General features: G+C 62.8%; 16 protein-coding genes, 2 pseudogenes and 1 riboswitch. Of the genes and pseudogenes, 10 read left to right on the forward strand and 8 right to left on the reverse strand.

The window, feature by feature from the left end; genetic code table 11:
• Nucleotides 1-9: 9 nt before the first annotated feature.
• The 4 genes and pseudogenes from GGR61_RS10980 to GGR61_RS10995 all read left to right on the forward strand — a co-directional run.
• Nucleotides 10-1,152: a type IV secretion system protein gene (locus GGR61_RS10980; protein ID WP_184621505.1), complete on the forward strand. Its 1,143-nt coding sequence runs from the start codon at nucleotides 10-12 to the stop codon at nucleotides 1,150-1,152.
• A gap of 33 nt (nucleotides 1,153-1,185) precedes the next feature.
• Complete coding sequence (locus tag GGR61_RS10985) at nucleotides 1,186-1,701, forward strand: DUF4189 domain-containing protein (RefSeq protein WP_260287528.1); 516 nt, start codon at nucleotides 1,186-1,188, stop codon at nucleotides 1,699-1,701.
• 199 nt (nucleotides 1,702-1,900) lie between these two features.
• On the forward strand, nucleotides 1,901-2,575 hold the full coding sequence (locus GGR61_RS10990) for a hypothetical protein (RefSeq protein ID WP_184621395.1): 675 nt from the start codon (nucleotides 1,901-1,903) through the stop codon (nucleotides 2,573-2,575).
• Nucleotides 2,572-3,207, forward strand: a pseudogene (locus tag GGR61_RS10995) (DUF6792 domain-containing protein); the annotation flags it as partial. The gene GGR61_RS10990 and the pseudogene GGR61_RS10995, both read left to right, overlap by 4 nt.
• 256 nt (nucleotides 3,208-3,463) lie before the next feature.
• On the opposite strand, the gene GGR61_RS11000 reads toward GGR61_RS10995, so the two are convergent.
• On the reverse strand, nucleotides 3,464-3,988 hold the full coding sequence (locus tag GGR61_RS11000; protein ID WP_326520247.1) for a hypothetical protein: 525 nt from the start codon (nucleotides 3,986-3,988) through the stop codon (nucleotides 3,464-3,466).
• Nucleotides 3,989-4,238: 250 nt separating this feature from the next.
• Here GGR61_RS11000 and GGR61_RS11005 point away from each other — a divergent pair, with 250 nt between their 5' ends.
• Entirely contained in the window at nucleotides 4,239-6,266 is a 2,028-nt protein-coding gene (locus tag GGR61_RS11005; protein ID WP_184621397.1) for a sodium-translocating pyrophosphatase, read from the forward strand.
• A gap of 266 nt (nucleotides 6,267-6,532) precedes the next feature.
• Here the strand turns inward: GGR61_RS11005 and GGR61_RS11010 are convergent, their stop codons facing one another.
• Nucleotides 6,533-7,015 carry a hypothetical protein gene (locus GGR61_RS11010; RefSeq protein ID WP_184621398.1) on the reverse strand — a complete coding sequence of 161 codons (483 nt, stop codon included), beginning with the start codon at nucleotides 7,013-7,015 and terminating at the stop codon, nucleotides 6,533-6,535.
• Between the two features lie 197 nt (nucleotides 7,016-7,212).
• Between GGR61_RS11010 and ppa the strand changes: the two genes are divergently transcribed.
• Nucleotides 7,213-7,749 (forward strand): inorganic diphosphatase, encoded by a 537-nt coding sequence (gene ppa, locus GGR61_RS11015; protein ID WP_005990841.1) that lies wholly within the window; start codon nucleotides 7,213-7,215, stop codon nucleotides 7,747-7,749.
• Nucleotides 7,750-7,862: 113 nt separating this feature from the next.
• Nucleotides 7,863-9,011, forward strand: a complete 1,149-nt coding sequence (locus GGR61_RS11020) for an HDOD domain-containing protein (protein WP_184621399.1) — start codon at nucleotides 7,863-7,865, stop codon at nucleotides 9,009-9,011.
• Between the two features lie 285 nt (nucleotides 9,012-9,296).
• On the opposite strand, the gene GGR61_RS11025 is transcribed toward GGR61_RS11020, so the two are convergent.
• The 4 genes from GGR61_RS11025 to thiC form a co-directional block, all read right to left on the reverse strand.
• Nucleotides 9,297-12,266, reverse strand: a complete 2,970-nt coding sequence (locus GGR61_RS11025) for a TonB-dependent receptor (RefSeq protein WP_184621400.1) — start codon at nucleotides 12,264-12,266, stop codon at nucleotides 9,297-9,299.
• Nucleotides 12,267-12,314: 48 nt separating this feature from the next.
• Nucleotides 12,315-13,208 carry a helix-turn-helix domain-containing protein gene (locus GGR61_RS11030; RefSeq protein WP_184407757.1) on the reverse strand — a complete coding sequence of 298 codons (894 nt, stop codon included), beginning with the start codon at nucleotides 13,206-13,208 and terminating at the stop codon, nucleotides 12,315-12,317.
• A 110-nt stretch (nucleotides 13,209-13,318) separates the two neighbouring features.
• Nucleotides 13,319-15,655: a winged helix-turn-helix domain-containing protein gene (locus GGR61_RS11035; protein ID WP_184621401.1), complete on the reverse strand. Its 2,337-nt coding sequence runs from the start codon at nucleotides 15,653-15,655 to the stop codon at nucleotides 13,319-13,321.
• A 428-nt stretch (nucleotides 15,656-16,083) separates the two neighbouring features.
• The gene (gene thiC / locus GGR61_RS11040; RefSeq protein ID WP_184621402.1) at nucleotides 16,084-17,961 is read right to left on the reverse strand and encodes a phosphomethylpyrimidine synthase ThiC; all 1,878 of its coding nucleotides are present in this window, start codon (nucleotides 17,959-17,961) and stop codon (nucleotides 16,084-16,086) included.
• A gap of 114 nt (nucleotides 17,962-18,075) precedes the next feature.
• A riboswitch (TPP riboswitch) is annotated at nucleotides 18,076-18,172 on the reverse strand.
• A 342-nt stretch (nucleotides 18,173-18,514) separates the two neighbouring features.
• On the opposite strand from thiC, the pseudogene GGR61_RS11045 reads away from it, so the two are divergent.
• Nucleotides 18,515-18,793, forward strand: a pseudogene (locus GGR61_RS11045) (TonB-dependent receptor plug domain-containing protein); the annotation flags it as partial.
• 290 nt (nucleotides 18,794-19,083) lie between these two features.
• Nucleotides 19,084-21,054 (forward strand): prolyl oligopeptidase family serine peptidase, encoded by a 1,971-nt coding sequence (locus GGR61_RS11050; RefSeq protein WP_184621403.1) that lies wholly within the window; start codon nucleotides 19,084-19,086, stop codon nucleotides 21,052-21,054.
• Between the two features lie 9 nt (nucleotides 21,055-21,063).
• Here the strand turns inward: GGR61_RS11050 and GGR61_RS11055 are convergent, their stop codons facing one another.
• Nucleotides 21,064-22,902 (reverse strand): methyl-accepting chemotaxis protein, encoded by a 1,839-nt coding sequence (locus GGR61_RS11055; protein ID WP_184621404.1) that lies wholly within the window; start codon nucleotides 22,900-22,902, stop codon nucleotides 21,064-21,066.
• 78 nt (nucleotides 22,903-22,980) lie between these two features.
• Nucleotides 22,981-24,690, reverse strand: a complete 1,710-nt coding sequence (ggt, locus tag GGR61_RS11060; protein WP_184621405.1) for a gamma-glutamyltransferase — start codon at nucleotides 24,688-24,690, stop codon at nucleotides 22,981-22,983.
• A gap of 644 nt (nucleotides 24,691-25,334) precedes the next feature.
• On the opposite strand from ggt, the gene ilvC reads away from it, so the two are divergent.
• Nucleotides 25,335-26,336, forward strand: coding sequence for a ketol-acid reductoisomerase (ilvC, locus tag GGR61_RS11065; RefSeq protein ID WP_184621406.1), 1,002 nt, complete (start codon nucleotides 25,335-25,337; stop codon nucleotides 26,334-26,336).
• Nucleotides 26,337-26,368 lie beyond the last annotated feature (32 nt).

Below are 26,368 nucleotides of genomic sequence, written 5' to 3' on the forward strand. Positions count from 1 at the left end.
ACTGCCTCAATGCCGACTGTCACAGCAGCCCGGTGTGCGCCGCGTGCGACAAGCCGGTTGCAGCCGCTGGCGGACGCCAACCTCGGCGACTTCGTTTTCTTCAAGCTGGTCAACGACTACTTCAACCGGGAAATCCAGGAATTCGGCCTGGAGCTGATGGGGCGGGCCATGAAGTGGGTCAGCACCATCGCGTTGACCGTCACCACGCTGTGGGTGCTGATCCTGGGTTACCGCATCGCCACCGGGCAGTCGCGCGAGAGTGCCATGGCCACGATGATCAAGGCCGGCAAGGTCGCCATCATCATCAGCATTGCCTCGGCCCTCGGGGCCAACGGCGCCATGCTGCACCAGACCATGACCGAGAACCTGGACAAGGAAATCCATCATCTGTTCACCGGCGATGAGGGCACTGCCGCCGATGCCATCGACGAGAACCTGGCCTACACCCAGATTGCGCTGGCCACACTGGATGCGGTGCGGGTGGAGTCAAGCCAGCCGGAAATGCTGGAAAAGAAGGGCCGGGCCGTGATGCTGGCCGGCTTCGGTACAGCCAGCCCACCGATGGCCGCAGGCGCGATGCTGTTGCTGTTCAAGTTCACCATGGCCTTCTTGATCGGTATCGGGCCCCTCTTCATCCTGGCGCTGGTCTTCGACCAGACCAAGGATCTGTTCAAGAAGTGGCTGTTCTACGTCATCGGCACCTTGTTCTCGATGTCCATGCTGTCGGTGGTGACGGCCATGGTGCTCAAGTTCACTGCCAAGGTGGCCGCTGCCTACTGGGCGGTCAAGTTCATCCCCCTGGCCAGCGCCGAAGGCCTCTCCAGCCAGGCCCTGCAACAAGGCGGCATCGGCCTGATCATGACCATGCTCATCGTCACCGTACCGACCATCGCCGCCGCGCTATGGCAGGGCAATATGGGCACGTTCATGGCCTACTCGGCGTTTGGTGCCGCAGCAAGCCCCGGACCGCAGGGGCAGCCGGCTGGGTCGTATATGCCGCAGCAGGCTGCTAGAAACAACAGCCAAGGAGATGAACGCAGCACAGAGTCCGCTAACGCTACTAAAGCAATCGCTGGCGGTTCAAATCCAACATTAACGCAGGCTCCAGGTTCACGAGGCAATGCCGGCAGAAGTGAAGGCAGTGCTACATAGCCGACCTAGTTATCGGAACGCAGCGAATTATCAATGAAAATATATATTTTTCCTATTATTCTTGTGATGTTGAATGCTTTCCCAGCACTGGCAGAACAAGGCTGCCCACCCGGGCAATACCCAATCGGTGGACAGGGTGCAGCAGCATGCGCACCAATTCCACAAGGAAACTCCATCAATCAAGCCCCTCGTCCACTTGGGAAGTGGCTCAAAACTTGGGGCGCCATTGCCCATGATCCTGTTGATGGCGTGCTAGGCGTTTCATCAGGAAAGATTTCCAAGCGGGACGCTGAAAAGGACGCACTTATGAAGTGTACCGAAGCTGGAGGAACTAGGTGCAAAGACTGGGCAAGCTACCAAAATCAGTGCGCCGCAGTCGCAGGCCCGCAAAAAAATGGGGTTAACGTTGCAGGAGCATTACAATTTTCCAGGGGCCCATCTCTCGAAGACGTAAAACATAACGCGGAAAATGAATGCGCCTCTTCAAGCGGACTTACATGCGCTATCCTTTATTCCAATTGTTCGGAACAAGTATTTAAATCATACTGAATGTTCCACCTCTACAGCTGCAGGCTTGTGGCACGGCAATACAGGCAAGCTCTTCACCACATAGTATTTAATGATGTAACACCCCAAAACCCCTGCTCATAGCAGTGGTATTGCGCAGCGCTAATATCAACCGTAGCGTTCGCCAGCTGCATGATGCGATCACCGCCGCCGAGCGGTCTGCACGGTGCACAATGGCGACATGAACGGTTATCTGAAGATCAAGATTTTGGGCTGCCTTTTCCTCACGCTCCTGGCAGGGTGCAATCCCATGAACGCTGCTTCTGAGAAACACGACACCAACGCGACGACCGACGACGACGACGACGACGACGACGAGCCGGTCTATCGCAAGAATCCGAATCCGACGCAAGCGTACCGGATAACGATGACCATCGAGGATGCGCCCGGGCCGTTTGAGTGGATCTCGGGCACGGCCTTCTACCAGATGACCAATCACAAGCAATGCACTCCAATCGAGCCCATTGCCGGGGTGTGGAGCAAGCCTGATGAAGATGGCATCCCCATCCACTTTGAGAAGCGCGATGCATCCACATACGTCGCGACGATCTACGCAGATGGCATGGTTGATGCGGACAACTATGCCAAGGGAGTCTGCCGATGGGAGCTCACTAGCATAGATGTTTCGTTAAAAGCTACCGGAAAACACGAAGAAACCAGGTTTCAGCCAGGCCTATACAAAGATAAATTATTGAGCGGCAGTCCGGCTGCGACCTATTTCTGGTCAGGTGGGTATCCCGAAGATGAGATGAGCAACTACCCCGACTCAGGCCACTCAGACCCAAGTCAATTCAAGGAAGATTTGCGCAAAGAGTTGTTCAAAGTGACTTTGATAGCCAGAAAGGACGCACTATGACTCTGACCGCACAACAATATGCTGCGCTGGCAAGCGATGTTTATAAAAAGCCAGATGAAACTGGCGAAAATAGTCGGACGGCAAATATCGGCGACGCTCCCTATAAGCGGCTCGAGTACATTGATACTCCGTCCGGCTATCAAGGCATCATCTATCAGCGAATAGATACAGGCGAAATTGTCGTCGCCCATCGCGGCACCGAATTTGATCGTCAACCCAAACAAGATGGCGCCTACGCAGATGGTGGCATGGTTGCAGCTCGTCATAATAACCAAACTGCCGATGCAATTGAATTCACCCGACATGCAATGGAGATAGCTGAGCGGCGAGGCAAGCGTGACGGGCATACACCGGCAGTCACCGTCACTGGCCACTCGCTCGGGGGCGATCTGGCACAGGTCACGGCGCATCACTATGGCCTTAAAGGCGAGACCTTCAATGCGTACGGCGCGGTTAGCCTGGATCGCCGTATTCCCGAAGGTGGCTCGGATGTGATCAATCACGTGATGGCTGGCGACGCGGTCAGTGCTGCCAGCAAGCACTACGGCCAAGTGAAGCTCTATGCCGCGCCGCAGGAGATCGCTTTGCTGGAACAGGCCGGTTACGCCAGTGACCGCAGCGTGTTGAATGCTGGGCTTCGCGGCCAAGGTAGATTTGTCCGAGCGTGTGCCCTCCCAGCAGGAGAGCATTCGTCAGTTGCAGTTGCTGGATATGCATCTATCCCCGCAGGATGTTAACCGTCTTCCAAAGCCGCTTTCCCTAGCTTTCCCTATGAGCAATGAATATATGTACCTTAGTCCGTCAAGACTTTTTTAAAGGCAATCGTCATTCAAGCATCATATTCACTCTACGACTGTTAACTCGGCAACGGCTCACCCGCTTACATTTTCACTGGCAGGCCTTGCCTTCCATCGTCTGCTGCGCAGCAAACATCGGCACTTGCGGGATCTTGCCGGCGGCGGCCTGCTGCTTTGCCTCTTCCAGATAGATGCGTGACTGGCCTTGTCCGTCGAGTTGCGGCTTGGCATCCACCGGCTTGCGCCACACGCGTACAACCGCCTGCTGCGCTGGGCAAGCTGCACTCGGCACGCGGATCACATCGTTGAAGATCCAGCCCGACGCAACGCTGGGTGCAGCCTTGGCGAAATCCACGAAGCGCGCACGCGGTTGACACGTGGGGCTGCTACGTACCACCGACAAGGTGTAGGGCTGCGCCGCGTTGCCGGTGAACACACCTTCCAAGCGAGCGCAGGCTTCGGGAATCTGGCGCAAGGTGTGCACGGCACCGACCGCTTGCGCGGTTCCGGGTGCACGCTGTTTCAACTCGGGGGTCGGGTCGGCCGCAAGCGCGTGGCCACTGAGCAACAGTGCAGCGATGATCACGGCATATTTCGACGCGGCATGGTTTGACATAGTCACTCCTGGATCAGATCGGTCACGTTGCCCGCAGGCTGTCACGTGGCGACTGAACAGCACGCCAAAGCCGGCATGCTGGCAGCCACGCACTCCGCGGCGCATACTCGGCCGCAATCCGGCCACCATGAACACTCGCGACGCGCATCGCGGTCCCTGTGGCCGTCGAGTCTGTCTCCACTGTCCACTCGCTGCGTGCATCGCCCTTCGTTCGTCCGACCGGACGACATCCATTCTCTTGGGAGGGGTCATGCTGGAACACTACGGGTTACTGCTTGCGCTGGCTTGCGCGGTCTTGGCAATCGTCTATGGAATCGTATCGGCACGCTGGGTGATCGCGCAGCCCAGCGGCAACGCACGCATGCAGGAGATCGCCGCGGCGATCCAGGAAGGCGCGCGTGCCTATCTCAACCGGCAATACCTCACCATTTCGGTTGCCGGCGGCGTGTTGTTCGTGCTGGTCGGACTGTTTCTCAGTTGGTACACCGCCGTGGGGTTTGCGATCGGCGCGGTGTTGTCCGGGCTGGCCGGCTATATCGGCATGAACGTCTCGGTGCGCGCCAACGTCCGTACCGCCGAGGCGGCGCGGCATGGCATCGGCCGTGCGATGGATGTGGCGTTCCGTGGCGGCGCCATCACCGGCATGCTGGTGGTGGGCCTGGGGTTGCTCGGGGTGGCCGGCTACTACGCGGTGCTGCAGGCAATGGGATTGCCGTTGGAGCAAAACCTGCACGCGCTGGTAGGGCTGGCATTCGGCTCGTCGCTGATTTCGATCTTCGCCCGCCTCGGTGGCGGCATCTTCACCAAGGGCGCGGACGTGGGCGCGGACCTGGTCGGCAAGGTCGAAGCCGGGATCCCCGAGGACGACCCGCGCAACCCGGCGGTGATCGCAGACAACGTCGGCGACAACGTTGGCGACTGCGCAGGCATGGCGGCGGACCTGTTCGAAACCTTTGCGGTCACCGTGATCGCCACCATGCTGCTCGGCAGTCTGACGCTGGCCGAAACCGGGCCGCATGCCGTGCTCTACCCGCTGGTTCTTGGCGGGGTGTCGATCGTTGCGTCGATCGTGGGTGCGTCTTTCGTCAAGGTCAAAGCGGGCGGCTCGATCATGGGCGCGCTCTACAAGGGCGTGATCGTGTCCGGTGTGCTGGCCGCGCTGGCCTATTGGCCGATCACCCAGTCGTTGATGCGCGACAACAGCCACGGTGCAACATCGTTGTATGTCTGCGCCTTGATCGGACTGGTCCTCACCGGCCTGATCGTGTGGATCACCGAGTACTACACCGGCACCCAATACGCACCGGTGCAGCACGTGGCCTCTGCCAGCACCACCGGACACGGCACCAACATCATTGCCGGCCTTGGCATCTCGATGAAGTCCACCGCGCTGCCGGTGATCGCGGTGTGCGCAGCGATCTGGGGCGCGTTCCACTTCGGCGGCCTCTACGGCATTGCGATCGCTGCCACGGCAATGCTGTCGATGGCCGGCATGATCGTGGCGCTGGATGCCTATGGCCCCATCACCGACAACGCCGGCGGCATCGCTGAAATGGCCGAACTGCCGCCGGAAGTGCGCGCAATCACCGACCCGCTGGATGCGGTCGGCAATACCACCAAGGCGGTCACCAAGGGCTATGCGATCGGCTCGGCGGCGCTGGCGGCGCTGGTGCTGTTTGCCGACTACACCCACAACCTGCAGGCAGCCAATCCCACCGAGGTCTTCGCCTTCGACCTGTCGGACCACACCGTGATCATCGGTCTGTTGATCGGCGGCCTGATCCCGTATCTGTTCGGTGCAATGGCGATGGAAGCGGTGGGCCGCGCGGCCGGCGCGGTGGTCGAGGAGGTCCGCCGTCAGTTCCGCGAGATCCCCGGCATCATGGCCGGTACCGCCAAACCGCAATACGACCGCGCGGTGGACATGCTGACCCGCTCGGCAATCCGCGAAATGATCGTGCCCTCGTTGTTGCCGGTGGTGGTCCCGATCGTGGTCGGGCTGCTGCTGGGGCCGCGCGCTTTGGGTGGCTTGTTGATCGGCACCATTGTCACCGGGCTGTTTCTGGCCATTTCGATGACCACCGGTGGCGGCGCCTGGGACAACGCCAAGAAGTACATCGAGGACGGCCATTTCGGCGGCAAGGGCAGCGAAGCGCACAAGGCGGCGATCACCGGCGACACCGTGGGCGACCCCTACAAGGACACGGCCGGGCCGGCGATCAATCCGCTGATCAAGATCATCAACATCGTCGCACTGCTGCTGGTGCCGTTGCTTTGAGTGCAACTTGCAACCCGCCGCGCCGTTGGTGAGCGCGTGCGATCGGCGCCCCGGTGCGGGACGTGCCCCTGCACGTCCCGCCTCCTGCGCCAGCCCAGGCTGTGCGGCTGCCGCTAATAGCCATCGCGTTGGTCCCAATACCAACCGGTGTGCGGGCCTTCGATGTCCATTTGCAACAGGCCCGATCCCATCGCCACTGCACAGCCCCTGGGCACGGTCATTGCCTTGGGCGAGATGCGGGCCGCCGCAACAGACCTACCAGCCGCTTACAGACAACCGATCAGCCCGTCGTAGATGGGAGGCGCACCATGCGGCAGTGGCTCGAACAAGGGGTTGGTCACCGCCAGGGTGCGATACATCTCGTCCAGGCGGGTCCCCGCTTTCAAGGGTGCCGTGCAGCGCCAGACCCGGCTATCCGAACGTAGGAACCCACTGCGCGGATCCACACTCACCTCACTGGCGCCAAACGTCCAGATACAGCTGCCGATCACACCGGTCGCCTGGTTCACCGAGCAGCGAAAGCGCAAGGGCTGGTAGTCGCTGAAGTCCCCGCCGCAGAAGGTGTCGCCACAGATCTGGTCGAAGTCGTGATCCAGCCGCTGTTCCAGATCGACAAACGCCTCCCAGCCCTCGCCATTGGCGGGCCAGTCCACCGCGTCAACGAAGGTCGGCGGTGGCGTGGCGGCCACAGCCAGTTGGGCGAACGGCGACAGCAGCAAAACGACGAGTACACGTGCAAATCTGGACATGGCGATTCCCGCGCAGTGAATGAGCCTGCAGCGTGCGCTGTGGCGCTGGCTGCAACGATCGGGAACCTGCCCGCGATGAATGCAGGCTATGCCGCATCGCGCCCTCAGGAGATTGCCCATTCAGTGTCGCTGCACCGCAACAGCCGAACGCGTAGAATCGCGCCCTACACACTAGCTGACGCCTCGGAGTTACGCGCATGGGTCTTGAACTGGTCACCTCCGGCAAGAATCTGCCGGAAGAAATCAACGTCGTCATCGAAATCCCCAAGGATTCGGAGCCGGTCAAGTACGAAGTGGACAAGGCCAGCGGGGCGATCTTCGTCGACCGCATCCTGTCGACCCCGATGCGCTACCCCTGCAACTACGGCTACGTGCCCAATACGCTGTGCGGCGATGGCGACCCGGCCGATGTGCTGGTGGTGCTGCCGCTGCCGCTGGTGCCTGGCTCGGTGGTGCGTTGCCGTCCGGTGGGCGTGCTGCGCATGAGCGACGAAGCCGGTAGCGACGAAAAGATCCTGGCGGTGCCGATCGAGAAGATCTTCTCCGGCTATGCGCACATCGAGGACATCAACCAGGTGTCCAGCCACTGGATGGAACGCATCGGCCATTTCTTCGAGCATTACAAGGACTTGGAGAAGGGCAAGTGGGTCAAGCTGGATGGGTGGGGCGGCGCGGCAGAAGCCAAGCGCATCCTGGTGGAGTCGGTGGAACGCTATAATTCCGACGCTCCCTGATCCTTTGATCGTGGTGCAGCCCCGCAGCCAAGGGGCGATCGGGATCACGCTTTGGGCGTGATCCCGGTGACCGCCGTTGGCGGATTAGGTACATTGCCGACAGCGTTTGGCCGGTGTCTGTCACCGGTGACTCTTGGGGAAGTGTCTTGCGTATTCTGTTTGTTGGGGACGAAGCCAGTCTTCCGTCCGATCTGATCGACTATGTCGCCGATCTCGGCGATGACTGGCAAGCCCAGCGGGTAGCCGATGGCAATTCGGCGATCGAAGCCGCTGCCCTGTCGCCGTTCGATGCGGTCATCGTTGCACCCGTGTTGCCTGATCTCACGTCCGCCACGTTATTGGGGCAGATCCGGACACTGCGCCCGGACACCATCCGCATCGCGTTGATCGATGTCCAGGATGGCCAGCGCACGCCGCCGGCACGCATCATCGGCGTGGCGCATCGCTTTCTGCCGATGCCGCTATCGCCGGAAGTCATGCTCGAAGCGATCACCAGCCTGGAAGAGTTGCGCGACCTGCTCGGCAATCCGCGACTGCGCGCCACCATCGGACGCATCGAAAAACTGCCCTCGCCGCCGCATCTGTACCTGAGCCTGATGCACGCATTGGAGGAGGATGACGGCGCCGATGCTGCCGACATCGCCAAACTGATCACCGGTGACCCGGCAATTGCGGCCAAGGTGCTGCAGCTGTGCAATTCGGCGTTTTTCTCCGGCGGCCGCAGCATCACCGATTTGCGCACGGCCGTGACCCGCCTGGGCGTGGCGACGTTACGCGACCTGGTACTGGCCAGCGAGGTGTTCTCGGTGCAGACCCTGAGCCCCGCCGAGCGTAGCTCGATGCAACGCCGTGCCCTGCTCTCTTCGCGTCTGGCCGCCAAGGTATTGCCGCCGACCAGCGCAGAACTCGGCTCGACCGCCGCGTTGCTGGCCGATATCGGGCTGTTGTTGCCTGGTGTGCGCGACGAGCGTGAACCGCCAATGGAAGGCGGCGACGAGCGCCTGTGTCACACCGAAGCCGGTGCCTATCTGCTCGGCCTGTGGGGCCTGCCGATGCCGATCATCGAAGCGGTGGCCTTCCATCGCCACCCGCAGCGCTCGAGCCTGCGTAGCTTCTGGGTCACCGGCGCGGTGCACGTGGCCACCGCACTGGCCAGCGGCGAGGCCGTGGACGAAGAGTATCTGACCAAGGTCGGCGTCATTGCCCGCCTGCCCGCCTGGCGCGAGCAGGCCGATACGTTGTTGGGGCTTGCTGAGGCCTGAGTGCGGCAAGACTTGCGATCAAGCGAAAAGGGCGCGACATGGTCGTGCCCTTTTTCTTTGCGTCGTGGTTGAGCAGGCGGCGATCGATGCACCAGCTATCTGCACGGTGCATGGGACGGTTCTGATAGCTCTCGTCTCGATACCGACGTATGTTTTTCTGCAAGTGCTCGTACGGCTGCACGCAGCTTTTGCAAGCGAATCAACGCAACGCCGCTAACCCGCACGGTTGCGACGAATAAAAAAAGCGGGCCTTTCGGCCCGCTCTTTTTTCCGACGCTTCGATGATCAGAAGCGCTGGTTGTATTGCATGAACAGGAAGCGGTCGTAATCGAGCATCGGATCGATCGCAGCACTGCTGCTGTTGGTGATCGAGTAGCTGATCGGCGGCTTCTTGTTCCACACGTTACGTGCACCGATGGTCACGCTGCCGTCCCACGGCGCCTGCCAGGTGAGCGAGACGTCCTGGTAGGAGATCGAGCCCTTCTTGTTGGAGCCAGTGCCGCCGCCCCATGCCGGGTTCGGGGTCTGGTAGCCAGGGTTGTTGCACTCGATTCCAGCCTGTGCATCCCAGCAGTAGTCACGGAAACCACCGTAGTAACGCAGGTCCCAGCTGGCCGACAACGCATCACGCGACCAGTTCACGCCCAGCGTTGCACGCACGCGCGGGTAGTTCCAGTAACCCGCATTGTTCGCCCAATCCGCGCCCGCCTCTGCCTGCGACTTGTAGGTCGCCAGGTAGTTGGTGTCGAGGTTGACGGCGAACTTACCGATACCCATTTCCGGCAGACGGTAACGCACGCCGAAGTTGTAGCCTTCGGTTTCCAGGCGACCCAGGTTGACGTTGCCACGGCTCAGCGTGGTGACCTGACCGGTGACCGAATCACGGCCGTAGTCGGCGCAGTAGCTGGCCAGGTTGTTGAGGTAGCAATTGTTCAACACATCATTGGCGGTCAGCGCGGTGATGATGTTGGAGATCGAAATGCGGTACCAGTCCAGCGAGAAGTCCAGGCCCTGCACCCAATGCGGGCTGTACACCATGCCCACGGTACGGGTGATGCTGTATTCCGGCTCCAGCTCGGCATTACCCACGCCCGAGTTGAACGGCGCATTGCCCTGCACATCGCGGCGCGTCACCGGGTTGCCCGCGGTATCGGTCTGGCGGAAACCAGCCGGCAAGCCTTCGCCTGCGCAACGTGCTGCCACGCCGCCGGTGCCCAGCGAACCGAAGGTGGCATCGCATGGATCGGTGAAGGTATCGAACGTCTGCGAGCCGCCACCGAAGGTGTCCGACAGCGTCGGCGCACGGAAACCGGTGCCGTAGGTGCCACGCACCAGCAGGTCGTCGATCGGCTTCCAGGTGAAGCTGAACTTGGTGTTGGTGGTATCGCCGAAGCGGCTGTAGTTGCTGTAGCGCGCGGCGACGTCGAACGACAGTTCCTTGGCACCCGGCAGATCCTTCAGCACCGGAATCAACAGTTCCAGATAGGCTTCGTTGGTCTGGTAGCTACCTTCGGTTGCCTGCGCGGCCAGGTCGGTGGTGTAACCGGCGCTGGACAGCATGTCCGGATAGTCGTAACCGCTGATTTCGCGGTGTTCGAAACCGGCCGCAAAGCCCAGCTCACCTGCCGGCAATTCGAACAGGCCGCCAGTGATGTTGGCGGTCCACTGCTTGCTCAGGCTCTGCTGCGTCGACTGACCCAGTGCATTGATGTACTGCAGCACATCCGGGTTAGAGGCCGACGGGCCGCCCAGGATGTTGAACGGGGTGCACTGGCCCAGGGCGTTGCTGGTGCCCAATGGCAGCGGGCTGGCCGCAGTGCCGCACTGCACCTGACCCTGTGCATTGAGGAACGACGGACCGAGTGCTTTCTGCAACGCCAACAGGTTGATGTTGCCGCGCGACACCTGGGTGACGTCGTACTTGTTGTAGTTGAAGCCCACGTCCCAGTTCCAGCCGTGGCTGCCGACGTCGAACACGCCTTCCAGCGCCGCATCGAAGTGGGTGGACTTGACGTTGCCTTCGGTGGTGCGCGGCAACTCGATGGTACGGCGGAACCAGCTATTGATGTCCTGGCCCATCGGGTTGTAGTAGCTGCTGCCACTGATCGCCACCGGGAACTGTGGCTGCGAACTTGCTTGCAGCGGGTAACCAGCGATCTGGCGAAGGGACTCGCGCTCGGAGTACATCGCGGTCGACTTGAAGGTGATGCTGTCGGTGATGTTGTAGCTGCCGCTGGTGAAGACCGACTTGTTCTTGCTGGACTGCTGCAACATCATCTGGTCGACGGAGTTGTAGTAGTCGTCCACGCCCGCGCCAACGTGATAGTTGGAGAGGTCGCGCGAATCGGCACCAACGCCCTTGCCGTCGAAGGAGCCAGTGTGATTGAGCACCCACTGATTCGGCGTCCACGTCCCCTGGCCAGCACCGACAACGTTACCCCTGGCATCGCGATAATCGCCCGCGCCCACAGTACCCGCTGCACGCGGATCGTTGAAACGACCCCACGGGCCGGTCGCGCTCAAGCTGTCTTCGATATGGTTCGGGCCCGACGAGTAACGGGTCAGCGCGCGATCCTTGGCCCACACCGGGTCTTCCTGGGTGTAGTTGACGCCGAACACTAGCGAGGAGCGGTCATTGCTGGTGCCGGCGGTGAAGGAGTACTGCTCCTTGGAACCGTCGCCGCGACCATTCTGGCCAAAGTAGGCAGACGCTTCGGCGCCCTCGTAGTTCTTGCGCAGGATGATGTTGACCACGCCGGCCACTGCGTCGGAGCCGTAGATCGCCGAGGCGCCGTCCTTCAGGACTTCGATGCGCTCGATCAGCGAGCTCGGAATGGTGGACATGTCGCTCAAACCAGACAGGCTGCTGGTCCAACGCTTGCCGTTCACCAACACCAGGGTACGGTTCTCGCCCAGGTTGTACAGGTTGACGTACTGGCCGCCCTGCTCCGGGTCGGAGGTCAGCACGGCAGCCTTGCTGTAGGTCTGCGTACCGGCAATCGACAGGTTCTGGAGGATGTCGCCAACGCTGACCAGGCCGGACTTCTGAATGTCCTGCTGGGAGACGGTGAATACCGGCTGTGCGGTTTCGACGTCGACCGAGCGGATGCGCGAGCCGGTGATTTCGATGCGGTCCAGCGTCGTGGTCGACGGGGCGGACTGCTCTTGTGCATTGGCGGCAAATGCCGGCGTCAACGCGATCGCAATACCGGCGGGCAACAGGCCCAGCCGCACTGCGGAGGTGCGAAGGTTCATCAATCTCTCCAGGGTTCGTTAGTGGCGCGTTAAACGCCCCCGTGCAAATTACGTTTGCGTGAACGCCGTCGCTTTGCGCGTCACGTTACGTGGCTTTGCCGAATCTGGCGGATTTGTCGTTTGGTCGCGGTAATGCGAAGCGGAGACACCGAAGCGCGCACGAAAGGCACGCGCGAAGCTGCAGCAATTGTCGAAGCCGCTGGCGGCGGCAACCTCGCCGATCATCATCGACGTGTCGCGCAGCAGATCGGAGGCGCGCTCCAGCCGCAGGCGTGCCGACAAGGCCTGCGGGCTTTCTTCGTACAGGCTCTGGAACGTCTTGGAGACGTACCAGCTGGAGAAGTTGGTCAGCTGCGCCAGTTCGGCGATGCGCACGACGCGGTCGCTGTTGCCTTCCAGATACAGCCGGGCGCGTTGCATGCGCCCGAACACCTGACGGCGGCGGCTGCGCGAGCGGCCCGGGCACCGTTGTTCCTGTTCGGTGAAGCCGCGTTGCATCGCGGCCAGATGCAACAGCAACGGGCGTGCCGAGGCGCTGCCGCTCTGGGCCGCGGCGTTGCGCCACAACCGCAATGCAATGCGTAGGTCGCTGCGCGCCAGGTGGCTGCGTCCCGGATACAGCGTGGCGTCGGTCAGCTCGGCCAGCGACTGCAGGCTGTCGCCATCGAGGCTGACGCCGACGCACAAGGCGCTCCGGTCGGCCTGCACCGTCGGATGCGATTCCTTGTCGAAGGCGATCCAGTCACCGGCGCGCAGACGGAACCGCCCTTCCTTGGATTCCACCCAGGCGCGCCCGCGCAGCTGCACCCATAAGGTGAAGGTAGCCGCCGCAGTACGGATGCTGCCCAGGCGCGAGACTGCCAGACAGGTGGTCGATGTCGACCCGCTGGCACTATCCAGCGCGAGGGCGAGCCCACGATCTGCAGTGATGACCTGTTGCATGTTGGCAGCCCCCTGTACAAAAGAGGGCATAGTGTTTTGCCGAATCTGGCGCCCGTCAGGAAGTCCCGACGAAGGCGTTCCGAAATCGCCACGAAACCTTTCCGAAGAAGTTACGAGACGATTTTTCTCAGCAGGAACAACAGGTTGGATACCCAGCCTACGCTTACCAAAGCGCGTTCCGGCAGCGGCATGTAGGCGATAGCACTGCCATCTTCCTCTGCCAACGCCACGTAGAGCGCGCCACTGTGCTGATCCGCGCTGAACCCGTTGATGGTGGTGTACTTGGACACATCCAGGCATCGCCCGGCACCACCACGCAACTCGATGTCATAGGTGGCACAGGCGTCGTTGGACGCCAGGTAGTGCACCTTATTCGGCAGGCCAGGCGCCCAGCTGCGGTAGCGCCAGCGCGATGGCTGTTGCGGGTTGATCGAGTGCAATGTGTCGGCTGCCAGCGACGGCGCAATCTGCAACAGCCCTCCGCCACTCAACCGGGTCAGCAGCACCTGTCCGCTGGTACGGTCCAGCCGTAGTTGTGACACATCCTGCAACGACGCCAGCGCACGCCAGGGACTGCTGCGCCTGTCGTACAGCGTGGCGAAGGTGCGCCCATCGGCGGCGGCCGCAAGCACCATCAACCGGTCAGGATCGGGAAGATGGATCGCCTGCAACGGGTGGGCCTGCGGCACAGGCAGGCGCTCGACCTTGCCACTGCCCGGAGTCACCTCGAACAGCCCCACATGCCCTCGCGCGTCGCTGCCAGTGACCAGTATTCGCTGCGCATCGGCCGACCAGTCAGCGGCCTGGTGCGCATCGGGTTGTATCCCTTCGATCAACCGCACCGAACCCGGTTTGGTGACATCGCCCCACCACAGCGCATATGCACCGGAGCGGTTGGAGGCGAAGATCAGCTGGCGCCCGTCCGGCGCGATCATCGGCTGGCTGTCGCGCCCGTTCGAAGGGAACAGGCGTCGCCGGATGTAGCCACCATTCATCCGGTCGCCAATGACCTGGTACACCCCGAATTGCGGCTTGCGCTGCACGAATACCAGATGGCCATGCGCCACATCCGGCGCCTGCGCGTCATCCACCCCCAGGTCGTACAGGCGCCGGTCGTGCAAGTCCAGGCGATACAGCCGCGCCTCGCTATCGACCCGGCGCCCGAAAATCAGTCCACTGCCATCCGGCAACCAACTCCAGCCACGGATATCGGCGCTGTCGTGGGTGAGCCGTTCGGCGGTTCCGCCAGTGGCCGGAATGCGCCACAGATCGCCAAACTGCGGATTGCGCAGAAAGACGATCCAGCGGCCATCGGGCGAATAGCGCGGCTTGTAATCGAAGTCGTTCGGTTGCGCGCTGTAGGTCAGCGTCTGCCATTGCCCGGTTTCCAGATCCAGCCGGCGGATGCGCGGCGCGCCACGCGCACCGGTCATGCTGCCGAACAACAACGCGCGGCCGTCCGGCGACCAACTGAAACTCAGCATGTCCGCGCCGTCGCAGCGCGCCACCTCGTGGGCAGCGGCCGGACCGTGTGCGGCGGCCACCATGATCTTGCAGTGGCCATCCGGGGCCTGCCTGGAGAAGGCGATTTCGCGCCCATCCGGCGACCAGGCCGGCAATCGATCGGAGATGCCGGGCGCGGGTGTGTCCAGCACCCGTGGGTAAGCGTTATCGGTGGTCTTGACGAGAATCGAGGTGCCGAGTCGATCGCGGGTCAGCGAGGCATACGCCACCATTGCGCCGTCCGGCGACAGGCTCGGTGTGAGGTCGAAACCGCCACCTGCAGTGATGATCTGATAGGGCCGCTTGGGACTGCCCATTACCGCAGACGACGCCTCGACGGCGTCGGCCGGCGCACGCAACCACCAAGTGCGCGCAGCCAGGCCCAGCACCACCAGTAACGCCACGCTGGACACCGCCAATGCCATCCAACGGCGTTGCCGCGCCAGATTTGCAGGACGTGGAAGCGAGGATGCGGGTTGCTCGTCTGCAGCGTCGCCTGGCGATGCAGCTGCAGCAGTAGCCACTACCTCAGTGCCCAGGTCGTCCTGGGCATGCACGTCGCCAGACGCTGCGACGCCGATGCTGGCGGCAGTCCCGGCCGAGCTGTCCGATTGTTCTTCCCAGGCCACCGGCGCCAGCAGGCGATAGCCGGTCTTGGCGATGGTTTCGATATGTTCCGACCGCTGGCTGCCATTGCTGGCGAGCGCCTTGCGCAGCTGCGTGATCGCCTGGGTCACCACGTCGTTGGTCGGCAAGGTGTCGGGCCAGACCTCGGCCAGCAGCTGCTCGCGCGTGACGACTTGGCCGGGCCGCCGCGCCAGCGTCAACAGAACCGCCAGCGATTTCGGTGCCAGGCGCATCGGGTGCCTGGCACCTGCCACGTGCACTTCGCGCGAGGCAACATCGACCATGCACTGGCCGACACGCAGCCGGTCCGATGGCATTGCATTAACGGGAGGAACACTCATTGGCAAAACACGCATCGGCATGCAAGGACGGCAAGAGCGAATCGCGCAGACCCTGCGAAACGCCAAATTCAGCAAAGGACCACAACCAACTGTGTCATGCATCCAATTGGTGCAAATTTTACTCTATGCCCTGTTGCTTCCTTACGACGGGCGGCAACGTCAGGCTCTCTCTCTCGCCGACGAATTCAAATAATTACGATGTTCCCTTCGCGCCTCTGGCGCGATTTTTTTATCTGCGGTTCAGGGAAATCCGTCGAAATCCTTATGTGGTGTAACCGCTTGCACTGCGATCGCACGGCGGCACTTGCGGACCACGGTGCGATCTGATGATGACTAAGCTGAATTTTTCTTAAGCGCTCAGTCCGCGGCAATGTCGTCAATGCATGCCGGCATGCCGCGTGTTGTCAGGTGGCGCGATACACCTGCGCGCCTTGCGCAAGAAATTGCGCCGACTTTTCCTCCATCCCGACGGTCAGCGCGCGCTCTTCGCCCATGCCGTGCTCGGCTGCGTAATCGCGCACATCCTGGGTGATCTTCATCGAGCAGAAATGCGGCCCGCACATCGAGCAGAAATGCGCCAGCTTGTGCGCGTCCTTGGGCAGGGTTTCGTCATGGAACTCCTTGGCCTTCTCCGGATCCAGGCCGAGGTGGAACTGGTCGTCCCACCGGAACTCGAAGCGCGCCTTGCTCAAGGCATTGTCACGCACCTGCGCACCGGGATGCCCCTTGGCCAGATCGGCCGCATGCGCGGCGATCTTGTAGGCCATGATGCCGTCGCGCACGTCCTGCCGGTTCGGCAGGCCCAGATGCTCCTTTGGCGTGACGTAACAAAGCATCGCGGTGCCGAACCAGCCGATCATTGCCGCACCGATCGCGCTGGTGATGTGGTCGTAACCCGGCGCGATATCGGTGGTCAACGGTCCCAAGGTATAGAACGGCGCCTCGCCGCATTCGCGCAACTGCTTGTCCATGTTCTCCTTGATCAGCTGCATCGGCACATGCCCCGGACCTTCGATCATGGTCTGCACATCGTGCTTCCACGCAATCTTGGTCAGCTCGCCCAGCGTTTCAAGTTCACCGAACTGCGCCGCGTCGTTGGCATCGGCAATGCAGCCCGGACGCAACCCATCGCCCAGCGAAAACGCCACGTCGTAGGCCTTCATGATCTGGCAGATGTCTTCGAAGTGCGTGTAGAGAAAGTTTTCCTTGTGATGGGCCAGACACCACTTGGCCAGGATCGACCCGCCGCGCGAGACGATGCCGGTGACGCGTCTGGCCGTGAGCGGTACATAACGCAGCAACACACCGGCATGAATGGTGAAGTAGTCCACGCCCTGCTCGGCCTGTTCGATCAAGGTATCGCGGAAGATCTCCCAGGTGAGTTCTTCGGCACGGCCATCGACCTTTTCCAGCGCCTGATAGATCGGCACCGTCCCGATCGGCACCGGCGAGTTGCGGATGATCCACTCGCGCGTTTCGTGGATGTGCTTGCCGGTGGACAGGTCCATCACCGTGTCGCCTCCCCAGCGGATCGACCACACCAGTTTTTCCACTTCTTCGGCAATCCCCGAGGACACCGCGCTGTTGCCGATGTTGGCGTTGATCTTGGTCAGGAAATTGCGGCCGATGATCATCGGCTCGCTTTCCGGATGATTGATGTTGTTGGGCAGGATCGCGCGGCCACGTGCGATTTCGTCGCGCACGAATTCCGGCGTGATGCGTTGCTGGATCACGGCACCGAAGGCTTCGCCTGGGTGCTGCTTGCGCAGGATCGCGTCGGTCACCGCGTCCAGGCGCTGGTTTTCGCGAATCGCCACGAATTCCATTTCCGGGGTGATGATGCCGCGGCGCGCGTAATGCATCTGGGTGACGTTGGCACCGTCGCGCGCCACCCGTGGCAGGTGCCGCGCGGGGAAACGCACCGCATCCAGGCGCGCGTCGTGCTCGCGGCCGCGCCCGAAGCTGGAACTCAAGCCTTCCAGCGCCACGGTATCGTCGCGTTCTGAAATCCAGCGCGCGCGTAGCGGCGCCAGACCGGCGGCAAGATCGATCGCAGCGTGCGGGTCCGTATACGGCCCGGACGTGTCGTAGACACTGAGCGGCGCATTGTCTTCGCCACCGAACAAGGTGGGCGTGCGGGTCAAGACGATCTCGCGCATCGGCACCTGCAGATCGTCGCGCGAGCCCTGCACGAAGATCTTGCGGGACCCTGGAATCGGCTGGGTCACAGCCTCGGACAGCGACTGGGCTTGTTGCTGCAAAACGGTAGGCGCGGCATGCATGGCGTTCGTCCTGTGTGCTGGAAAACCAGCACCCACGGCGCTGGCTCTGCGAAGGATTCGCAGGCGGACGAAGCGGCGGCGCTCAATGGCGAGGTACCCGTGCAGGCACGGACCATCGCATCTAACGAAGCTTCCCTACGCCGGTATCAGCCGGATCAGGTTCGAAGGGACTGTCTCAACCGCAGCCATCGCGGTACCCCCACTTCGGCGGCGATTAGATCACATCGCACTCGGCGAGGACATGCGTCCACGCGCGTCTTGCAGGTCAGCACTGCGAACGCACTGCATGCGCCGAACCACAACGACGTAGCGATTTGCGAAAAACGGTCGCGAAAATCGCTCGCTCATTCTCGCTAAGCCTGCGTGCCATGCAGATGAAACCGCACGCACAGCCGGCGTCATTCAACCCGGACCACATCGCCGCTCATCCTCTACCGGGAAACCGCCGCACACATGACGATGCCGACGCTCCACCCGACCATGCGCAAGGGCTCGCTCGCGCTCGCGATTGGCTTATGTGTCACCCACGCAGCTGCTGCGCAGGGCCAGATCGACGGGCCTGTCCGGCTCGGTGGCTCTCAATCCCATGCCCTCGGCGATCGTCGAGCGGGTGGAAGTGCTCAAGGACGGCGCTTCGTCGATCTATGGTTCCGACGCCATCGCCGGCGTGGTCAACATCATCACCCGCAGCGATTTCGATGGTGCCGAAGTCAACGCCTATGTCGACCAGTACGGCCAGGGCGATGGTCAGCGCGGCTCGTTCGATACCGTGGGCGCCACCCGCGAGCGCGGCAATCTGGTGATCGGGCTGTCCAGCGTCAAGGAGGATGCGGCGTACCCCGGTCGTCCGACCCGATCCTGCGCCACGTCTGCGGACCACAACGGCCTCCCGCAGGAGGTCGTTGTCTTTTGCCAGCGCTGACACGCAACAGGCCGCCTGGCGCGTCGCCCCCGACAGCGCCATGCGAGGACATTCTCACAACACCCCCATCGGTAATCTGGCGGCAATACAACAAGAAACTGCTCGCTCTCCCTGCCGCCGATCTTCGGCGGCTTTTTTTCGCTTGTCATCGCCACCCGCATTTCGTTATGGTTCCGTGAAATAACCAATGGACGATGCAGATGCACGGGATGCAACGATGCGCTTGGGCCGCAGCGGCACTGCTGTCGCTGCTGGCGGGTGGTGTGGTGGCGGCTTCCCCGCCGCCTGTCGAGGCCTTTGTCGAATCGGGCCCGATTTCCTCGCCCTCCATGTCGCCCGACGGCAAGCATCTGGCGGTCAGTGCAGAGCTGGGTGACGGCAACTACGCACTGGTGGTCTACCGGATCGCTGACATGCAATCGACCACGATGCTGCGCCTGCCGCGCTATGAGCTGCCGGTACGGATTGCCTGGGTCAGCGACCGTCGTCTGGTGATCGGCAAGGGACGCAAGCTCGGCTCGCTGGAAGAACCCACCCCGATGGGCGAGATCATCGCCACCGACCTGGATGGCACCAATCAGCGCTACGTCTACGGGTATCTGCAGAGCACACGCAATGCGGGACTGGAGCGCGGATTCGGCTATATCGAAGGCCTGCCGAGTCGCCGCAATGGTCACTTCTACATGCGCCGCCTGTCGCTTGGGTCGCGCCACTCGATGCTCTACGACGTCGACACCACCACCACCACCCATCGCCTGATGGCCGACATCGACGTCCCCGACCTGCGGTTCGTACTCGATCACGATGGCGTGGCGCAATACGCCTACGGCACCGATGACGACGACAACTCGCTGTTGTTTCGCCGTGCGGGCAATGGCTGGTCGCCGATGCCCCAGGTCCAGGCCAACTGGCGCCCGATCGCATTTGCGCGGCAGCCGGGTCGGCTCTATGGCTGGTACACCGAGGCGGATGGCCCTGCGGTCCTGGTAACCACCGATCCCGATGGACAGCAACGCAGCGTGCTGGCGTCAGACCCGTTCTATAGCGTGGACGATCTGCAATGGGGGCCGGCGCCGCAGACGCCGTTCGCGGCTCGGCTCGGACCGGGCCGGCCGACGCTGCGCTACTTCGAGCAGGACACTACCGAGACGCAACTGCACCGGAGCCTGAGCCAGACCCTGGCCGGCCAGTACGTGGACTTCATCAATTTCACCGCCGACGGCAATGTCCTGCTGCTGAAGGCCTATAGCGACCGCGATGCCGGGGCCTGGTACATCTTCGACCGGCCGAGCAACACGCTGAAACTTGTCATCAAGGCACGCACTGCATTGCAGGCGGCGCAGATGAGCGAGCGTCGCATGGTGACGTTCCAGGCCCGCGACGGCTTGATCCTGGACGGCGTCCTCACCGTCCCCGGCACCGCTGCCGATGGCGTACGGCTGCCGATGATCCTGCTGCCGCACGGCGGCCCGCATGCGCAAGGAGATGGGTGGGCGTTCGATACCGACGCGCAGTTCTTGGCCAGCCGCGGCTATCTGGTGCTGCAGGTCAATTACCGCGGCGGGCTTGGCCGTGGCAACCGGTTCGAGCGCTTGGGCTATCGCCAGTGGGGCGAACGTATCCAGGATGACCTGATCGACGGCGTGCGCTGGGCGGTGAGCCAGGGGCTCGCCGATCAGACGCGTATCTGCAGCTACGGCGCCAGTTTCGGTGCGTATGCCGCGATGATGGTGCAAGTCAAGGCGCCGACACTGTTCCGCTGCGCGGTCGGCGTTGCAGGCATCTACGATCTGCAAATGATGTACAGCAAGGGCGACATCAATCGCAGCGACTACGGCATGAATTATCTGGAGCGCGCCATCGGCCATGACACTGCCGAACTGGCCGCCCACTCACCGGTGATGCTGGCCGATCGCATCAAGGTGCCGGTGCTGTTGGTACACGGCGAAGAAGACGAACGCGCACCATTTGCCCAGGCAAAGAGCTTGCGCGCGGCGCTGACGCGCAGCGGCAATGCGCCGCAATGGATGGCCGTTCCCAAGGAAGGACACGGCTTCTACAAGGACGCCAACCAGGTGACGTTTTATCGCACCCTGGAACGCTTTCTGGGCGAACAGCTTGGGAGCGCGGCGACACCGCCCTCCGCTGCGGCATCTACTGCGGCGCAGTAACGACGGCACCTACTCCAGCGTATAGCCCACCCGCAAGCCGCCCCAGTGCTTGCGGCCGACGAAGATCGGTGCCGACAGGTCGAACATGATCTGGCCGGTGTCGCGGCGGTAGACCTGCAGACGATAGGGGTCGGTGTGCGCACCGACGCTGCGGCCGACGCGGTCGGTGAACTTGCGCTTGGTGCGGTTGCCGACCAGGTCGCGCTTGGCGTCGCCGGTCAGTGGCTGGGTGAAACGCAGATTGTGGGTGGGCACATAGCCATCGGGATTGGCGCAAATGGCGAAGACGATCCACGGATGCGCCTCCAGCAATGGTTCTTGCAAGGCCGGCAAGACCTGATCGCAGAGCGCATCGAAGTCGGTACTGAACTTGGGTGGCTCCACGCCGGGGATCTGCGTATAGGTGCGTGCGAACAGCGACGCTTCATCGATCTGGCCGCGCGCTATCGCCTGCGCCAATGCGGCGCCGATGCGGCCGGCGGTGGCCACGGCCAGTTCCTTGACCAGGGCATGCCGGGGCACGTGCAGCGGGTCGGGCGGCAGGCGGAACAGGCCCACGCAATCGCGCAGTGTTTCGGTGCCACGCTCCAGCGCTTCGCTGCGTTCGGCCACATGCGCGGCGTGTTGCAGATTGCTTCGCCCCAACGCGACCACGCCCTCCACGGCACGCTCGATACCGCGAATCTCGCCATCTTGCGCCTGGATACGCCCGGCCACCGCCGTCATCGCGCCGCTGGCCTGGCCGAGCACGTGGGTGATGCCCTGAAGCACCGCCTCGGTGCCACGTGCCGAGGCGGCGCCCTCGCCCACTGCAGCACTGGTTTCGGCCAGAATCGCGCGCACGTCGCGGGCTGCTGCAGCGGCGCGCTCGGCCAGGCGACGGATCTCGGTGGCGACCACCGCAAACCCGCGCCCGGCATCGCCGGCATGCGCCGCTTCGATGCCGGCGTTGATCGACAAAATATTGGTCTGGAACGCCACCGAATCGATGACTTCGATGACTTCGCCGGCGCGCGCAGCGCGACGTTCCACTTCATGCATGGCCTGGCCCAGGGCATGTGCGGCAGCTACGCCTTGACGTGCGCTGTCATCGGCGCTGGCGGCCAGCCCAATGACCTGCGCCAGCTCGGTGTTGACGTCCTGCAGGTTCGACGACAACCGCTCCACTGCCGTACGTGCGCCATCCAGCGCCACGGTCTGCGCTTGCGACTGGCGCACCATCTCGTCGTTTTCGGCGACCAGCGGCGGTACTTCGGCAGCGATCTGCACCGACAACGCCACCGCCTGCCGGATCGCTTCGGCCAGGTTGCCGAAGCCAGCCTGCAGACGACGGCCGATGTCGGTCTCGGCCAGCGCGGGCGGCAACGACAGGTCCAGCTCGCACCCGGCCAGCGCCTCGGTGGTGCGCTCAAGCACGGTGCGATCGTCGTGTTCGGCCTGCAGTCGCGCCACCAACGGCTGCAGCAGTGGCGAAATCGGCACCGGCAGGCTGTCGTCGGCCAGCCGGGTCGCTTCGCGTAGCAGGATGGCGGTTTCCACATGCGGCAGCGACAGCATCCAGCCGCCATGCGCACGATCGCGCACATAGCGCACGCGCCTGGCCGGGTCGTCGCCCGGTGCGGCCCATACACCTTCTTCGCCGATCAAATCGGCTGCATCCAGGCCCCACAGCACCTGCGCGGGCGCGCCCTGCAACTCGCGCGCGGTCTTGCCCAGTAGGTCCAGGCCGGCACGATTGCAGGCCACCACGCAGGCATCGGCAGACAACCGCAACAAGGCGACCGGTGCATCGGGCAGCACGGCCGCATCCGTGTGCGGCGGCAGATCAGACGGTTGCATCGCAGTCATTAGGAGTTCTCCGAACCCAGTCGAACCATTAGCGGCATGGCATGCGGATATCTGCAGCAGTGGGCAGGCGCCGGCTGCTCAATAGCCGGCCGCCTGTCCGTCCTTGCGGCTTTCCGACGCGCCGTAATAGACCCCGTTGACCGGGTCGCGCGCAATGGCCTGGTAACCGCCGTAGGGGCCATCGGCAAAGATCACCCGGTGGCCCTTGCGCATCAGCGCACGGATGGTGTCGTAAGAGAAGCCGGTTTCCAGATTGAGTTCGCCGCCATCGCTCATCGCGGTCGCCTGGCCGGTCGGCTCGGTGGAGCCTTCGTGCTGGATGCGCGGGGCGTCGCCGGCTTCCTGCAGATTCATATGGAAGTCCACCAGATTCATCACGATCTGCGCATGCCCCTGCGGCTGCATCGCCCCGCCCATCACGCCGAAGCTCAGCCACGGCTTGCCGTCCTTGGTAACGAAGGCCGGAATGATGGTCTGGAACGGGCGCTTGCCCGGCGCATAGCCGTTGGGGTGATCCTTCTTGAGCACGAACATCTCGCCGCGGTCCTGCAGGATGAAGCCCAGCCCTGGAGGCGCCATGCCGCTGCCCATGCCGCGATAGTTGGACTGGATCAACGACACCATCATGCCGTCGGCATCGGCCACGGTCATGTAGATGGTGTCGCCCTCCTCCAACTGCTTGGGCGTGCCCGGCTGCACTTCCTTGAGTGCCTTGTCCATGGAGATCAGCGCGCGACGTTGTGCGGCGTAGTCCTTGGAGATCAGCTTTGCCAACGGCGCCGGTTGAAACGCCGGGTCGGCATAAAAGCGCGCGCGGTCGGCGAAGGCCAGCTTCTTGGCTTCGGTGAACAGATGCACATGCTCGGCAGAGCCGAACGGGATTTTGGAAAAGTCGTAGCCCTCCAGGATGTTGAGCATCTGCAACGCGGCAATGCCCTGACTGTTGGGCGGCAATTCCCACACATCGTAACCACGGTAGTTGGTGCTGACCGGCTCGACCCACTCACCGTGGTGGCTGGCCATGTCCTCGTAACTGAGAAAACCGCCGTTGGCCTTGAAGTACGTCCCGATGGTGCGCGCGATGGCGCCCTTGTAGAACGCATCGCGGCCGCCGTCGGCGATCTGCTGCAGCGTATTGGCCAGGTTCGGGTTCTTCCACAGCTCGCCCTTGCGCGGGGCATGCCCGTCGATGGTGAACTGCTCCTTGAAGCCCGGGTATTGCGACAGACGCGGCACCGAGCGGTCCCAGTAATAGGCGATCGTCTCGGCGACCGGATGGCCTTCGCGGGCGTAGCGGATCGCGGGCGCCAGATTCTGTGCCATCGGCTTGCGACCGAAACGCGCGTGCAGCGCGAACCAGCCATCCACCGCGCCCGGTACCGACACCGGCAACGGGCCGGTCGGCGGGATGTCCTTCAACCCGCGCCGCTGGAACTCGGCCAGCGTCAGCGATTTGGGCGAGCGGCCCGAACCGTTGTAGCCATAGAGCTTGCTGGTCTTGGGATCCCAGACGATGGCGAACAGGTCCCCACCCACCCCATTGCCGGTCGGCTCCATCAGCCCCAGTGCGGCATTGGCGGCGATCGCCGCATCCACCGCCGAGCCGCCGTCCTTCATCACATCCAGTGCGATCTGGGTGGCCAACGGTTGCGACGTGGCCGCCATCGCATGCGGCGCGATGACCTCGGAACGGGTGGCGAACGGCTGCCCGGTGATGCGATCGGCGGCGCCGAGAGGTGGCGCGAGCAGCGCCAGGGCAGACACCAACAAGACAGTTACGCGACGCATGACAGGAAGGCCCCCAAGACGCAATTTGTGAGTCGCCAACCATACCAGCGGGACATGCCAGGTCGCTCGATCCACGCCTTTGGGCATGGCAGATCCCGCGCAATGGGTGACCTGGGTTGTCTGTTTCCACGCAGCGCCGATCCTGTTTCAGCAGTAACCATGCTGTCACCACGCGGCTTCGCGCAATGGACTGCCTGTCTCTGCAGCCGTTTCACCCGCAAGGGTTGACACCCCACTGGCGACGATGGTTATCTCGGATCCATGCCGCAACGCCACACCACCTCGAATGCCCCGATGTCCGCGCCTGTCGGCGCGTCGGCAGCGTCGCTTCTTGTGCTCGTACTTATTACCTCGCCAACCGGTGCGGGACGAGACTTCGTGTAGGCAACAGACACACAAGGCTTCGATCAGACCCCGCACCGGCAACGGCGCGGGGTTTTGCTTTTCAGGGACAACCAAAAGTTTCGAATGACATGAACCACACCACTGACATCGCCGTCATCTGCCCCAGCCGCGCCGACCGCTGCGCTGGTGCTGTGCCTGCATCGCCGGTGTCATCGTCCATCCCCGCATTGCTCGGCCGGCCAGCCGCTGATGCTGCCCGCTGATCTTTTTCCCACTGCCAACCCCGCAAGGACTACTCCATGAGCAACGACATCCAACCGAAAATCGCGATCATCGGCTACGGCAGCCAGGGACGCGCCCATGCCTTGAACCTGCGCGATTCCGGCTTCGACGTCACCGTCGGCCTGCGTCCCGGTGGCCCGACCGAATCCAAGGCGCAGGCCGACGGCTTCACCGTCGTGGCGCCGGGCGAAGCGGCGAAGAGCGCCGACCTGGTCGCAATCCTGACCCCGGACATGGTGCAGAAGAAGCTCTACGAAGAGGTCATCGCCCCGAACATGAAACAGGGCGCCTGCCTGCTGTTCGCGCATGGCCTGAACGTGCATTTCGACATGATCAAGCCGCGTGCCGATCTGGACGTGGTGCTGGTCGCGCCGAAAGGCCCGGGCGCGTTGGTGCGTCGCGAATACGAAATCGGCCGCGGCGTGCCGTGCATCTACGCGGTCTACCAGGACACCAGCGGCAAGGCCGAGCAGTTCGCGCTGACCTATGCCGGCGGCCTGGGCGGCGCACGTGCCAACATCATCAAGACCACCTTCAAGGAAGAAACCGAAACCGATCTGTTCGGTGAGCAGGCGGTACTGTGCGGCGGCGCCTCGTCGCTGGTGCAGGCCGGTTTCGAAGTGCTGGTGGAAGCCGGCTACCAGCCGGAAATCGCGTATTACGAAGTACTGCACGAATTGAAGTTGATCGTGGACCTGTTTTACGAAGGCGGCATCACGCGCATGCTGGAATTCGTGTCCGAAACCGCACAATACGGCGACTATGTCAGCGGCCCGCGCGTGATCGACGCCAGCACCAAGGCGCGCATGAAGGACGTGCTGACCGATATCCAGAACGGCACCTTCACCAAGAACTGGGTGGCCGAATACGACGCCGGCCTGCCGAACTACACCAAGTTCAAGCAGGCCGATCTGGAGCACCCGATCGAGGAAGTGGGCAAGAAGCTGCGCGCCAAGATGGTGTGGCTCAACGGCGAACAACAGGCCGCCACCGCACCTGCGAATCAACAAGCGGCGTAATGCCGCCGCACCCCCACCGCTAACACCGAAGG

Origin of the sequence: Xanthomonas sp. 3058 (assembly GCF_014199765.1) — a bacterium.
GTDB classification, from domain to species: Bacteria; Pseudomonadota; Gammaproteobacteria; order Xanthomonadales; family Xanthomonadaceae; genus Xanthomonas; species Xanthomonas campestris_B.

Excerpts from the sequence above, each read along its gene's own strand:
- GGR61_RS10980 (WP_184621505.1), top strand. The coding sequence starts at position 10 with ATGCCGACTGTCACAGCAGCCCGGTGTGCGCCGCGTGCGACAAGCCGG.
- GGR61_RS10985 (WP_260287528.1), top strand. The coding sequence starts at position 1,186 with ATGAAAATATATATTTTTCCTATTATTCTTGTGATGTTGAATGCTTTC.
- GGR61_RS10990 (WP_184621395.1), top strand. The coding sequence starts at position 1,901 with ATGAACGGTTATCTGAAGATCAAGATTTTGGGCTGCCTTTTCCTCACG.
- GGR61_RS11000 (WP_326520247.1), bottom strand. The coding sequence starts at position 3,988 with ATGTCAAACCATGCCGCGTCGAAATATGCCGTGATCATCGCTGCACTG.
- GGR61_RS11005 (WP_184621397.1), top strand. The coding sequence starts at position 4,239 with ATGCTGGAACACTACGGGTTACTGCTTGCGCTGGCTTGCGCGGTCTTG.
- GGR61_RS11010 (WP_184621398.1), bottom strand. The coding sequence starts at position 7,015 with ATGTCCAGATTTGCACGTGTACTCGTCGTTTTGCTGCTGTCGCCGTTC.
- ppa (WP_005990841.1), top strand. The coding sequence starts at position 7,213 with ATGGGTCTTGAACTGGTCACCTCCGGCAAGAATCTGCCGGAAGAAATC.
- GGR61_RS11025 (WP_184621400.1), bottom strand. The coding sequence starts at position 12,266 with ATGAACCTTCGCACCTCCGCAGTGCGGCTGGGCCTGTTGCCCGCCGGT.
- GGR61_RS11030 (WP_184407757.1), bottom strand. The coding sequence starts at position 13,208 with ATGCAACAGGTCATCACTGCAGATCGTGGGCTCGCCCTCGCGCTGGAT.
- GGR61_RS11035 (WP_184621401.1), bottom strand. The coding sequence starts at position 15,655 with ATGCCATCGGACCGGCTGCGTGTCGGCCAGTGCATGGTCGATGTTGCC.
- thiC (WP_184621402.1), bottom strand. The coding sequence starts at position 17,961 with ATGCATGCCGCGCCTACCGTTTTGCAGCAACAAGCCCAGTCGCTGTCC.
- GGR61_RS11050 (WP_184621403.1), top strand. The coding sequence starts at position 19,084 with ATGCACGGGATGCAACGATGCGCTTGGGCCGCAGCGGCACTGCTGTCG.
- GGR61_RS11055 (WP_184621404.1), bottom strand. The coding sequence starts at position 22,902 with ATGACTGCGATGCAACCGTCTGATCTGCCGCCGCACACGGATGCGGCC.
- ggt (WP_184621405.1), bottom strand. The coding sequence starts at position 24,690 with ATGCGTCGCGTAACTGTCTTGTTGGTGTCTGCCCTGGCGCTGCTCGCG.
- ilvC (WP_184621406.1), top strand. The coding sequence starts at position 25,335 with ATGAGCAACGACATCCAACCGAAAATCGCGATCATCGGCTACGGCAGC.